The sequence below is a fragment of the Vibrio sp. 99-8-1 genome (genome assembly GCF_013114595.1).
In the GTDB taxonomy this organism is placed as follows: domain Bacteria; phylum Pseudomonadota; class Gammaproteobacteria; order Enterobacterales; family Vibrionaceae; genus Vibrio.
Window position 1 is genome coordinate 40,458 of record NZ_VTXE01000025.1, and the last position, 15,869, is coordinate 56,326.

At 46.0% G+C, this 15,869-nt stretch carries 1 protein-coding gene (only partly in view); it reads left to right on the forward strand.

What is annotated here, in order from left to right; genetic code table 11:
* Positions 1-15,869 carry the 5' portion of an Ig-like domain-containing protein gene (locus F0227_RS14545; RefSeq protein WP_171753946.1) on the forward strand. It continues 14,200 nt past the right edge of the window, so only the first 15,869 of its 30,069 coding nucleotides appear in the window; it begins with the start codon at positions 1-3; its stop codon lies beyond the right edge, outside the window.

Sequence of the window (15,869 nt, forward strand, 5' to 3'; positions counted from 1 at the left end):
ATGCAAAAAGTTGTAGTTGAATCTATTTCCGATATTAATGTTAAAGGTTTCGACATCGAAATTACCTTGGCGAATGGTGATGTTGAGGTGATTAAAGATGGTGTCGTAGCCGTAGCGCTTGGCGACTTGAGTGTAGAAACTCGAGAAGGCGAGTTCTCTATGAACGATCTTATTAATCAGACGGGAATCAACTTAGAGACAGCGTCGAGTGTTTTTCTAGAAAATCAACTCTATGCAACAGGTGACTCAGTTAAAGGGGACCTCGCTGGTGAAGGAAGTCGTCAAGATGAACTGACAGGTGATGGTGATAAGTCGTTAGAAGGCCTTGAGAATGAGCTAGGTATATTAAATAGTGATGGTATATCCAGTGAACTAGAAGATGGAACAACAGATCAAGCTTTTCAAGAAGCATTAAACAAAGCCATTACTCAAGCAGCACTTGAGCGCCAGCAAGCTTTAGCGGAGCAATTTGCCCAGTTGTCTTCGCTACAGTCGACCCTAGATGCCCAAAAACTGGCTATTGAGCAAGAGAGAAAAGAACTAGCAGAAATAGCCCAAGCCCAGCAAGCGGAAAAGGCAGCGGTTGACGCTGAGCGAGAAGACCTATTTGGCTTGGCGGAAGCGATCATTAGTAACAGTGAAATTGACGGCCAGCACAATGTTGAAGACTATATCGTCGAATTAGCAGGTGATGGGGTTGATGTAGAGACAGGATCGGTTGGTGGCGAAAGTATTGGTGGTTCCAGTACCAACACCGTGTTGGTTGATGCTATTGAAGCGTTAATAGAGTCAAAGCAAGATGCTAGTGATGCAGCGGTTGCTAATGCCAGTAACACAAATCCGACCCCAGCCACAGGATTACCCAATCAGACAGGTAACTCTTCCGGCTCCTCGACCTCAAGCAGCTCTTCGAGTTCATCTAGCTCTAGCTCGTCTAGTAGCGCAGGAAAAGCCGTGGATGATGGCAGTGGTAAAACCATTGATTCAGAGTCAGCTGCCTACTTAACCCTATTGTTAGAAGGAGAGGATGATTCCGGTAAACTGGGTGATTTTGTTACCAACATTAACACCGACCTCACCTTTAATGGTCAGTCTGAGCCGGGATCTAGGGTTCATTTTGTTGCTACAGATAGCAGTGACACCATTATCTATGAAGAGTATGTAACGGCAGATTCAACAGGAAAATACACGGTAGAGCTTGCTGATGTATACGCCGATGGTAGTTACAAAATTGAAGCAACGACGACATCAAAGTCAGGTGAAGACTTATCCGTCACCGAGCAACTGGTGATCATGACATCCACACCGGAAACACCAACCGTGGTATTGACGGAAGAGTCGGATACTGCCGCCACCTTTAATGAAAACACAACTGGACACAGTGATAAAATCTCCTCAGACACAACACCTACCTTTACAGGAACTTCTCAACAAGGCTCAGTTGTTACCTTAACCATCAATGGTGTTGACTATAAATCCTCACCAGTCGGTGAAGACGGCCTCTGGTCGATAACGGTAGCGTTATCAAATGGGGTCGATGATGGGAAGTACTTCTATTCAGTGGTTGCGACTGACCAAGCGGGTAATGTCTCTGAAACCGTTAGTGATGCGTCAACGTATTTTACCCTTGATACTCAAGTAGAGGATACTCAAGGTGCGCTTGCAGCAACATCCGATACAGGTGAATTGCAGAATGATGGCATCACCAGATACAGTGACCAACAGCTAAGCTTTACCGGCACTCTAGAAGAAGGTGCAACAGTTAAACTGGTTATTAATATTGATGGCATTGCCTATACAGTTACGCCAACTGAAAGTCAGTATTCGATGGTTGATGGGAAGCGTGTTTGGACGATTGATAAAGACTCCAGTGATTTTGCTGCGGCATTTATTGACAATGATATTGAGAATAATAGTGATGGCTATAGCTATCACTTTGAATATGAAGATGTTGCCGGCAACGTTTCATCATCACAAGAACAGACGCTAGTTATCGATACATTGGCCCCTTTTGTCACCAGTTTAGGATTGACGGAAAGCACCGATTCTGCCCCTGTTGGTAACACAAATAACCAGCTCGTTAATGACAACATAACTTCAAATCAAAAACCGGTACTACAGGGCACCGCTGAAGCGGGTTCTCAAATAACAGTGACGGTGACAGCGAAAGATGGCAGTTATACTCAAAGCTACCAAACCGAGGCTGTTGGTGAGTTGTGGTCTGTTGACCTCACTAAAAATGACAGCAACACAAACTTGGTTAACCTGCTAAATTCAGGTGATTACGATGTCTCTATCCAAGCCAAAGATGTAGCAGGTAACAGCACAGAAATAAATGATACGTTTACCATTGATACCTCTACCAGCATTGACATAGTTACGCCGCTAGACGACAAGATTAACAGCAACATACATGTTATTACTGGCCGTGCAGAAGAGTCAGCCACAGTGACATTAACCATCAAAGGGTTGGATGACAGTAATAAAGAGATTGAATACACACAACAGCTAACTGTAGCCGCCGATGCGGATGCGGATAATAGCGGCGAATGGCAATTTAACCTCGATCCATCACAGTTATCACTGTCGGGAGAAACGATTGATGGTAACTATAGCTACAGTATTTCTTCGGTTGATATTGCTGGAAATGAAACCTCAACATCCAGTCAAAACTTCGTTTTAGATACTCAGGTTATCCCGTTTACTGCTCAGTTGGATAATGATTCGAATAGTGGCGCATTAGATGATGTGATCACCAAAGATGATACGCCAACCTTTAGTGGTACGGTAGAACCTGAGAGTACCGTCGCGCTGACCATAAATGGTAAAACATACACACTTGCTGCGTCCGATACCAGCGATGGTACATGGTCAATCACCATTCCAGATGCCGATGCTCTACCAAGTGACAATCAGACTCATATTTATACTGTTAAGGCGACCGATCCATTAGGCAATGAGACCACGCTTAATGATAACCAGCAATACAAGGTAACGGTTGATCTTGGCGAGCCAACATTAGCAGGCGGCTTAGACAGTACTAGCGATTCGGCTGTTGTGGGTGATGGCAATACCAATGTGAATAACCCACTATTTTCAGGTTTAGGTGATGCAGGAGATACGGTTACCTTAACCATTCAAAATGTTGATTATCCTGATCTTGCTGCGATCCAGAAACAGGTGATCGTCAATGATGATGGAACATGGCAAATTCGTTTGGATGATGGTGAAAATCCAGATGGTTCCGATGATGGTGAATATGATGGCACCCTTGCCGATGGGAGCTACAGCTACACATTAAATGCGACAGATGTTGCCGGGAACTCTGTGACAACAGCGGCGACTCCGCTATTAATAGATACGCAGAACCCAACGCCTTTAACGGGGTCACTGGATGCAACAAGTGATCTTGTCTCCGATGCCGATGGTCAGCTAAGCAAAATACAGGCGATCAAAGGTGATTACACTGATAACGATCTGGACGGCATAACCAGAGATACAACACCTCTGCTCAGTGGTACGGTTGACGCCGACAATATAGAGAGTGTGGTTGTTTTCTTAGATGATCCTAGCAACAGCACGCCAATTACCGCTGAGCTCGACAGAGATGCTGATGGTAAATTGGTTGTTACAACCGATGTGAATGGCAATAAAGTCGTTGCCTGGTCATTGCAACTGGATGCTCAAACCAGCGGTGAGCACACGTTTACCGCGGTGGCAACAGACAAAGCGGGTAACCAGAGCACACTGTCAGAACAGTCATTTACTATCGATCAACAAACTCTCGCTCCAACAGGTGAACTGTTGAGTGAAGCATCCGATTCAGGAGTAAAAGGGGACTTAATCACCAAGGTGCTCACACCTGTTTTCAGTGGTGGTGCAGCAAGCGCAGAAGCGGGTTCTATTTTGCTGTTGGAGATTAACAACCATAAATATGAAACCACGGCTGAAGCAGATGGTAGCTGGACGATTTCTGTTACTGATGCTTTACCGAGTGACGTATCCGATCAGTCATTTACTCTGACACAAATTGATGTGGCAGGTAATACCGCCAGTGTGACCAATACCTTAACGGTAGATACTGAAACTCAAGTTACTGCCCACCTACAAACTGAGGCTGATTTTACCGATGTTCCCGTTGGGTTTGTAAGTTCGGACTCAGGGGTTCAAGGGGATAACTACACCAACATGACGTCTCCTACCTTTACTGGTACGGGAGAAGATGGTGCCAGCATTACCTTTGACATTAATGGTCAAAGCTACTCAACGACGGTGTCTGATGGAAAATGGACCATTGACGTTACAGGTTTAGCGGCGACATCGGTGGATGCTGAAACCGGTGCGCAAGAGTTTGACTATACCGTGACTAGTGAAGATATCGCCGGCAATCAAGCTGAGGTTTCTGGAACGGTAACGGTGGATTCGCAATTGGTCTGGAGTGGCGGGCTGGATTCCAGCATGACCGTCTCCATTGCGGACGACAAAACCTACCTAGGCTCAACAGAAGTGAGTTTTGGTGGCAAGATTGAAACCGGTGGTAGCGTTAAGTTAACGGAGTTCAATGGCGTAACCTTGACTGATGCTATTGATGCCACAGTGAGTGATGATGGCAGTTGGATCATTGACTACGCGAGTGCGACGGCTCTGTTGCAAGGTTTAACCGATAAAACTAACTACACCTACACTCTTCAAGCAACAGATAAGGCGGGTAACTCTGAGACAATTAGCAGTAACTTCACTGTTGAAAAAGCCCTGCCTAAGATCCTTGATATGGATCTGGATAAAGAATCAGAAACAGGTCTGTCAGGTGTAGATGAAGCAACAGATGCCACTTTTAATGACAACATCACCTCAAATCAGTTGCCAAAAATCAGTGGCTTAAGTCAAGTAGGTAACACCATACGTGTGGTGATTACCGACGCTGATGGCAACCCTGTAGGTACGCCAATTGTTACTACAGTCGCTAACACTGATGTGGTTGAGTTAGAAGTCGATGGTGTGACTCAGTCATTTGCACCATGGTCTATCACCACAGAGCTTGCGTTAACGGATGGCCAATATACTTATACCGCGACAGCAACGGACAGTTCTGGTAATTCTGCTCAAACCAGTACTTCTGTCGATATCGACAACACCGCACCATTAGCGGGTTTAGATATCTCCCCTGATGAGATTTTAACAACAGAGACTCAACCTACTTTTACCGGTCCTGCTGACGCCTCAGGTCAAGATGTCACGTTAGTGATAAAGAATCAGGACGGAACACTCGCTTATAGCGTGACGACACGCTTTGCTGAAGGTGATATCTGGTCAATTAAGCTACCGGAAGAGAGTAAGCTTAGCGACGGCAATTACACTTATACGATAGATTCTCAAGATTTAGCCGGAAATCAGGCTACTCAAGTTGCCGGCAATCTAACGGTGGACACAACCGCTCCCGAGTTTACCGTTGGTCTTGATGACAGCAGCAATACCGGCGTGACCACTGACGAAATCACCTCGCAAAGAGAGCCGATATTTACTGGTGAGATTAATGATCCTAATGCCATCGTTCGCCTCGAGATTGATGGACAAACGTACACAGATGCAACCATAACGCAAAACCCAGATACAGGTAAGTATCACTGGTCAATCGAGGTGACTACACCACTTCGCACTGAAGGGGAGGTTGCCTATACCGTCACTGCAACAGACCAGGCAGGCAATAGCCGCTCTTCTGATGAAGGAGGGGTGCAAAAAAGCATTACACTTGATTTCACTATAGATGATGGTGATCTCACCACTCATTTTGACTCCAAAACTAATGATGCGGGCTCGGCGGATATTTTAACTAATATCGATACTCCGACCTTTAGCGGAACGGGTAATGCTGCTGGCGATAACATTACCATCACCATTACTGGTGTCGATGCATCGGGTAATCCTGTTACTCGTCAATTTGAAGGTATTGAAACGTCAAGCGACGCTGATACCGATGGAAACTATCCTTGGTCCTATACCATTGCAAATAGTGCTTCCGATAAGCTGGTGAGTGGGGATTACAGCTATACCATTACAGCAACGGATACTGCTGGAAACAGCAAAACTATTGCCGGGGAGAACTTTACCGTTGATCTTGATGCACCTGAATTCAGTGCTCAATTGGATGATGATAAATACAACTCTGATTTAGCAGAAGGTAACCTTCTCTACACTCAAGATGCTACTCCCTATTTTTCTGGACGAGTTGAAGCCGGTAGCACGGTTAAACTTGCTATTGATGGGCAACCAGAACAGCTGGCAACCGTTGATAATGAAGGAAACTGGCATGTGGAGTTCCCAGCAGATCTCGCGGAAAAAGAGTATAGCTACTCCTTGGTCGCTCAAGACGCGGCAGGAAACTCAAGTGCGATTAATGGCACGCTAAATATTGACCACTCGTTGAACTTTACTGGCGGTTTAGATACCACTTCAGATACGAAAGCGCAGAGCGCCAGCTCAGACTTTAACTTTGATAACTATACCAATGATTCGACCCCGAAATTCTCAGGAACAGGAGATGAAGGAGATACCGTTACGCTGGTGGTTAAGCGAGTTATCTCAGGAGAAGGAACAGACAGCGAAGTAACGGAAGATATAGGCATCTCCTATACCGCGACCATTGATGACAATGACCGTTGGGATATTGATCTACAAGCGCATGGCGATACGCTAAGCCAAGGTACTTACCGCTATGAACTCACCGCTAAAGATAAGGCGGGTAACCGCTCAACCTTATCTGAACTGATGACAGTGGATACGGAAACCAGTGTCACTGGTGAGGTTGAAGATAGCGAAACGTCAGATACAGGGGTGTCGGCAAGTGATGAAATCAGCCAAAGTACCACGCCTATATTTAAAGGAACCGCAGAGGGTAGCTCAACGGTTACTCTTACCTTACATAATCAAGCGGATGGTGCTGATACCAGTAACGATGTTGTTAAGACGGTTGTGCTTGGTGAGTCTGACAATTCTTGGGTTATCACTTTAAAACAGAGCGACAACTTACTGGATAACGCTACCTACCAGTACAAGATTGTTGCTGAAGACAAAGCGGGAAATATCTCGCCATTGGGTGCCGATAATAGTGGCACTCTTGTCATCGATAATAGTGCGCCAGTTATTACAACGCATGCGGCACTGGATAGTGCGGATGACTCTTCTCCAACTGACGCTAATTTGGTCAATAATCCAACTAATATCGATTTAACCGCTGATGGTATTACCAAAGAAACCTCACCGACTATCTCGGGTGTAGCAGAAAATGGCGTGGCGATTTCAGTACAAGAAGTTGGTGTAGTAGGCGCTACCACCTACACCACCACAGCCGATGCAACCACTGGTGAGTGGCGTGTCGATTTAGCTGAACTTACTGGTGAAGGTGAGCGCATATTCAACGTTACCTATACCGATACTGCTGGCAATAGCACAACGGAAACCGCAACGATAGTGCTTAATAATCAGCACAATGTTAGCGATGATCTCTCGGCATCAGACTCTGTTGTGAACGCCGATACAACAGAGATCCATTTGCAAGGCAGCGTTGACGATAATGCCCGAGTATTTGTCTATATCGACGGGAAAAGCACACCGTTTGAAGCAACGGTTGCTAGTGGCACATGGCAATTAGATCTTGACAGTAGCGAACTGGCGGACAATGGCAGCTATAGCTACCATGTCGAGTCGACCAATATCGCGGGTGTTTTAGCCAGCACGGAAAATCAAACGATTACGGTTGATCGCACCCCAGTAGCAATTACCGCTACGTTGGATGAAAGTACCGATTCAGGCTTTTCTGGTAGCTCTGCGTCGGATCTATCTAGTCAGAGTGACGGTGTCACTAATAACTTGAAGCCACTTTTCACCGGCACAACGGATGACAAACAAGCGGTGATTCAGGTGACCATAGGATCGGAAACCATTACCGCCACGCTCACGGATGAAAGTGCTGCTAGTGATACAGGGCCTTGGACTTGGCAGGCTCAGTGGTTAACACCTTTAGCCTCCACTACTGACTCGGCAGGTTTATCTTACAATTATACGGTTACCGCCAAAGATGCGGTTGGTAACATCACTACCGCAACCGACAGCTTTACTTTGGATAGCGCCACCAATATTAGTGCCGATTTAGCCAGTAGCCACAGTGAACAGGCGGGCGTAGACTTAGTAGACAGTGGTGAGAATCTTGTTTTCTCTGGCAGCACGGAATATAACGCAGAGATCAATTCTAAAGTTGAACTGGTTATCAAAGATAGCAGTGGGACGGAACACAGCTACAGCGCTATTACTATCAATCCCGATGGAAGTTGGAGTTATCAATTAACACCGGATCAACGCGCAGAATTAGCGGATGGGCAGTACAGTTATCAGGTTACTGTTACTGATAAGGCGGGTAACACCAGCAGCACAGAAAGTGACACGTTCAAACTCGACAGCCAAGTAGACAGCTTTAGTGCAAAACTTGACTCCGATTCTGGACGCAGCAGTGACTTTACCAGCGATCAGATAACCAATGAGTTACCACTGGTGTTCTCAGGTGTTACTGAGGCAGGTTCAACAGTAGAGTTGATCATCGATGGCTACACTTACCTTGCTAAGTTTGATTCGACAGATCCAAGTAAATGGTCGATTCAAGTCTCCTCTGATTACCTAAAAGCGGGACAAACTCTGCCAGATGGTTATGCATTAAGTGATGGACAGGACTACCCATATAGTTTCAATGTTATTGATGCGGCTGGAAATCTTCTTTCAAGCTCAAATTCCGATATCAGTGATCTACAAGGAAAGGTAACGGTTGATAGCTCGGTTCAGCAGTCCGACATCGCGCATTTAAGCCATGATGCTAGTGTTGATACTGGCTCGCTAGACGCAGATTCACAAAGCGATGGAATTACTCAAAACCATAACCCACAATTTACTGGTACAACAGAGATAGATGCACAAATAACGGTCACTATTAAATCGTCGGACACAACCTTGCATAGCTATACCTTCGTAAATAGTGAAGCGGATGCGGCAACAAATGGTCAACTGACGGTGGATGCCTCGGGACAATGGACCTTTACTGTTCCAGATTATTTAGCGGATGGTGACTACGACTATAGTATTGATATTACGGATAAAACAGGTAATACAGCCGCGACAACAAGCGGTGATATTACTATAGACAATGTTTTGTCTACGCCTGTTTCGGGAGCATTAACTCAACAGACAGATACTGGACGAGCTCTGCTTGATGGCGAAACATTACAACTGAATAGTGATGGGATTACTTCGGATACAACGCCAGAGTTCTCTGGTGTGGGTGAAGCGGGTGGACAGATTACACTCACCTTTACCGATTATCCGGGCTTAACCCTGCAAACAAGAGTCGCGGCAGACAACAGCTGGACAATTGATAGCAGCGCTAAAAACTATAATGAATTAGTGGCTCAATTTACCCATGGCAACAGTTATAACTACAGCATTAGTCAAATAGATAAAGCTGGCAATATGACGGTTGAGCCTTATACCGGTTCAGTCACTTTTGACAGTGAGGCGCCAGTTCATAGCAAACTTCAACTGGCATCCAGTGATGATACTGCGGGTGCAGCAGACGGGAAAACGACCGAACAGTTAGAGCAAGATGGTGTGACTAATCATCAAGTTGTTACTATCACTGGTGAGACAGAGCCGGGTTCAAGTATCGATTTAGTGCTTACCAACATCACTGACTTAAACAATCAAGTCACCGAGAGCAAGCACTACACAGCTATTGCTGACAGTAATGGCCAATGGCAGATTACCTTAGATAGCCATGATGACGGCACATATCAATATAAAGTGGTTGCGACAGATCTTGCTGGAAATGAAAACAGCAGTGGTGAAATTGCGACCTTTAAGATAGACACTCAACTTAGCCTACTTGGTGGCGTTGCCGATAGCAGTGCTCAAGGCTGGACGGTGGAAGAGCAACTCACCAACAGCAGCACACCTGTTTTTAAAGGGACAGGCACCGAAGGGGACATCATTACCCTTAGACTGGATGCTGATCATAGCTACACAACCGTGGTGAATAGCGCTGGGGATTGGTCTATTTCTTCAATCGACCTTTCCGATGGTGATGCCGATTACACTGGTGGCACCTATAACTACACCATTTCTGCAACGGATGCGGCAGGCAATAGCACCTTGGCAGTTGATGCCGCTGACAATGTCAACATCAGCAAAGAGATTCATGGCACCATTGAGGTTGATACCCAAGCACCTACGGGGCTCGAAGGGGGAATTGCTGAAGATAGTAGCCATAATTGGTCGGTGGCGAGTTACGTAAATGCCGAGCAGAATGACAGTTGGGTCATCAAAGGCAGCGTTGAACAAGGTACGGAAAAAGTCATTGTTAGCATACGTGGTAAAGCAGGAACGGACAGTGAAGATTACAACGTTGATAATGTCGAAGCCACGATTGACGCGGATGGAAACTGGATACTGGATCACACAAATATTCCGGCACTGACTGAAGATGGCCAATATGAATATAGCTTTGTCGCGGTTGATGCCGCAGGAAACAGCAGCTCTACAGTAACTCAGAATTTCACTTATGACAGCAGTGTGACGGCGGTGAAATTCACCATTGATGATGACAGCAATAATGACGCTGTTATTAACACCAGCACACCTACCTTTAGTGGCAGTCAGAGTGACGGTACCGCGACTGAGCCAGGGGCTACAGTGGCGATTGTTATTGCCGGAAGTAGTTACCAAACGACAGCAGATGCCAATGGAGACTGGTCGATTACCATCGCCGATAGCGATAAGTTAACGTCTGGAACCGCGACGGCTCTGTCTGTTCCTGCAGGTGAAACCTCAACAGATATTGAGTACACGGTAAAGGTTACCGACAAAGCGGGCAATGAGAGCACGCCAGTAACAAAGAGCCTGACACTGGATCAAGCTGTGGTACTTACTGGTAAATTGGATGATGCGAGTAATAGTGGCTCCACAGATGATCAGCTAACCAATGATACTACGCCAAGTTTTAGTGGTTTGGCTGAAGTGGGCGCCGTTGTCTACGTGGCAATTAATGGCAAGGTTTACGCGAGTAACAATGCCGAACACGGCACGATGGACAGTGCGGGTAACTGGACAATTACCCTCCCTCAAAGTGATAAACTCACCGCGCCAGATACAGCGGATACGAGTGACGTTGCCGAATATGATTATGTCATTTATAGCCAAGATGTATCCGGAAATATCGGTTATCTGAAATCAAATGGCGAGGTGGAGAAGGTTGATTCTATTGCCGATGCCAAAGGGCAAACAACCGAGACACTTTCTATAGACAACAAGAGTGTTGTCGACGGGGATTTAGCCGACAGCGCAGACTCAGCTTATGAGTACTTAACGCCAGATAGCACTACCCATAGTGATATTGAAACTAAAGCGACAAATTTAGAGAGCAATGACGTCACCAACTTGGTGGATAACCTTGTCTTTAGCGGCACAGGGGAGAAGAACAGCACCATTCGTTTCTATTTTAATCGCAGTGATATCCCGGCGGATGCAAGCTCGTCAGATTACATTGAAACTACTACGGACAGTTCAGGTGCGTGGACCATTAGCAACCTAACTGATGCGACTCAGTACGCAGAGAAAATCGCTCAGATTGTTCATAGTAATGGCGATAACTCCTACTCCTACGTGGTTGAAGTGATTGACAGTGCCGGCAATCACCAGACGCAAACAAATACCGTTACCATAGATACCACCAAGCCAGACGTAGGAAGCTTTAGTTTGGATGCAACTAGTGACAGCAGCCTTGGTAATAGTGGTGAAACTAACGTAACTAACCCCGTTATCTCAGGTATTAATGCTGAGGCCAATAGCTTTGTGCAAGTGACCATTGATGGTCATCTCTATGAAACTCAAAGTGACAGCAGCGGGCGTTGGGACGTGGCCGTACTGCATGATCTGTCGGCAGGACAAGCAGTAGATAAACAGATCGATTATCAGGTCAATGTATTTGATGCCGCGGGTAATAAAGCGGATGAGCAGTCGGGCTTTTTTGTGCTCGATAATGATATCGATGCGGCTATTACTCTTAACGGCAGCAGCAGCTTTTTGTTAGAAAGCAGCGATACCGGCAGCAGTAGCACAGATGGTGTGACTAAGATTAGCGATGATCTGCTGTTTACTGGTAAAGCGGAAGTCGGAGCAACAGTGACCATTGAGTTTACCGACTCAGATATTGCTTCACAGTCTGTTGTAGTGACAGGTGTTGCTGATGAAAATGGCATGGCACAGTGGACTATTGCCAATATCGATATTGCGGCACGAGATAGTGCTTACAAATACACCATCACGGCACAAGATGTGGCTGGAAACAGTCAGTCAACAGAAGCGGAAGTCTTTATTGATGGAGTGTCACCGGTTGTAACTAAAACCATGACACAGGTTGCCAATACGCCAGAAGATGTGGCCAGTGGCGATATTCACGCCGATAAGACGCCAACAGACAATATTGTTAATGACACGACACCACTGTTTACCGGTGAAGTGGATGATAAAGATGCGGTAGTAGAGCTCGTTATCCAAGGCATGAGTGTGATTGCTACCATTGATCAAACAGCCAAAGCCAATGGCAAGTATAGTTGGACTGCACAACTCGCCGATGATCAAATCCTTGATGAAGGGGCTCATAGCTTTACCGTGAGTGTTGAAGACAGCGCAGGAAACAAGACCAATGTTGAATACACTAGCTTAGAAGACAAGGTGGTTATTGATACCAAAGTTGACGATATCGCCGCTCAGTTGGATGCCGTTTCTCAGGCATCAACAGGCAACGCCACCTTAACCATTCAAGATCAACCGACGTTGTCAGGTTCAACTGAAGCCAACGCGGATGTGACACTCTCTATCGACAACCAAACCTACACGACTCAAGCAGATGAGAATGGGGATTGGTCGATTCAGATAGGCAGTGGCAGCAACAGTGGCCATCGACTCGATACCGGGTCGTACCCTTACACTGTTTCAGTGAGTGATGTCACCGGAAATACCGACAGTAAAACCTTTACTTCCGACAGTGCGTTGGTGGTGGATCTGGACGTTACCTTTACCGGTAAATTAGACGATGACAGCAACACTTTTAATGCAGACAATCCAGCGACGGATCTTATTACATCGGTAGATACTCCAACCTTTAACGGTACTGTTATTGCAGGAACAGAGGTCTATATTTATGTGGATGGTGTTAGCCAACAGCTTGGAACATTCGGCACTGCTGGGTCAGGAAGCTTAGTCAGTTGGGAAAAAACTTTACCTAGCTCGCTTTCTGAGTCAGATCATACCTTCACGTTATACGCGAAAGATCCAAATGGTCACTGGGTCTACCTTGATGCAGATGGCAACGCCGTTAAAGTCGACAATGCCGAAAGCATTCCGACTAATATTAATACTCTTACAATCGACAAAACGCTAACAGGTTTCTCAGGTGATTATGACTCATCACTAGACACATTCCGAGTCGGTTTTGATGGTGCTGATGATAACTACACATCGGATAATAACCCTGTGTTTGACGGTACGGGTGAAGCGGGTGGAACCGTAGAACTGATATTGCAAAAAGGCGGTTTGCTTCAGGGTAGCGTGATTGTTGAAGTGGATGACTCAGGCAACTGGCTCATCAACAAAGATACATCTGGTCTAAACGCGACATCGGCCAGTTTCCTCAATAATCTGGCTGATGGCAGCTACCAATATAAGCTTGTTTACACGGATATTGCGGGCAATAGCAATGCAAGTACGGCGAGTTTCACCGAGTTGACCATTGATAACGTGGCGAATGTTACAGCCGATGATCTTACCGCTATAACCGATACCGCACCATCGGCAGTAGAGGGCAGCGACCCGCGCAATAGCGACCAATTAACCAAAGTGACGCCAACGCTGCAAGGGACATCCGAGCAAGATGCCGCGGTAACCATTACCCTAACTCAAATCGGTGACGATCTATTATCTCCTGCGGTTGAGTTAAACGCCGTTGTTTCCGCGGATGGTCGTTGGACGTTGGATCTAAAAGGCAACGCAGTACTTGATGCTAAAGGCTTGTTAGACGTTGACGGTAATCTTAAAACCGATGGTGAATACCACTACTCGGTTCAGAGTGTTGATAAAGCGGGTAATGTTAGTACCAGCATTGAGAAAAGCTTTGTTTATGATTCCGAATTAACGGATACCGCCAATCAGGGTAGTGAATTTAGCGGTGGATTGGATCAAAGTGTTATCTACGACACTGGCTCATATCAGGACGATGGTAAAACATCACAGCAAAAACCTCTGTTTAGTGGTTATGGTGAAGCGGGTGCCACGGTTTCGCTGCTTCTTCATTTCCCTTCTGGGGCAACAGAAACGATCACCACGGTAGTGAAAAGCAATGGTCAATGGGTGATTAATGCCGAAGCACACGCGGATCAATTTGGTGCTGATGGGCTGGAGTCTGGTCACTATAGCTATGGCTTAACCATTACCGATGATGCAGGGAACAGCAAAACACTGGCAGACCAATCTTTAATCATTGATACCGAGGCTCCTGAACTTACAGATGTTGGTTTGGCGGCAAATTCCGATAGTGGTGAACATAATTCAGATGATCACACTGCGGTAACGAAACCGGTGTTTGAAGGAACGGTGAATGAAGTATCTGACGTTACTTTCACCATTTATCAAAAAGATGGTAACGGGAATGTTATTGATTCCCACGATTACCAGTTAGGTGAAGTGACGGGTGATTGGACGGTAGATCTCGGCACATTAACGGATAGTGATGGCCATCTTTACCAGATGACGGAGTCAGGTAACTACTTTTACAAAGTTACGGCTACCGATCTATCTGGTCATACAACGGAATATAACGAACAGTCCGTTCGTTTGGATTTAGATAATAAACTCACAGCGGATCTGGATAACGTTGAAACTTTAACCGCTGATAGCGCACCTGTTATTTCATCGAATAGTGACGGCAGCTCGACCACAACAATCGACCTTGCGGATAAGCAAACCAACAACTCTCTATTGCAGTTTAGTGGTAGCGGTGAAACAGGAGATACCGTGGTGATCACCATCGACGGTATTGGCGAAGTCGCACGTATTGAGCTGACAGATGATACTGACAGTCGCGGTGACGGAACAACACAAGCTTGGTCATTTGACTATGAAACGAATGTAGCCGCGACCAATGCACAGCAATTTACTTACCATATTAGCTCTACTGACTTAGCCGGAAACGTAAAAACCTACCAAGGTGACGTGGAGGTGAATAGAGAAGTCGTCACCACGCTAACCAGCGAGGGGTTAACCGATGAATCGGATTCGTTTGGTGCCAGAGAACTTATAGAAAAATCGGATAATATTACCAACCTTAAACCGGTATTAGAGGGTGAGGTTGATGCCACAGCCAAGTCAGTGACTGTCGACGTGATGGACAAGGATGGTGTTGTGGTTGCTTCAAATGTAGCCGCGACGATCGATGTTGCCAATAGCCGCTGGAGTGTCGAACTCGAAGGGTTAGATTTAGACAATGGCGCCAATGATGGTGAGTACAGCTATACCGTTACTGCGGTTAGTGCAACCAATAACTCGTCTCAAGTTTCTGGTCAATTTGTGCTCGACAATACCATTTCTAATCCCGATTTTTCTGGTGGACCGATCAATATTGATGCTGTTGAAGAAACCGACAGCGGCGCACCTATTCTTTCGGTAAGCCCTATTTTTGAAGGGGTAGGCGAAACCGGAGCCACGGTTACGTTAGAAATTCTTAAGTTAAACCCATCCAGTGGAGAATATATCTCCTCAGGTAGCACGACCACTCTAAT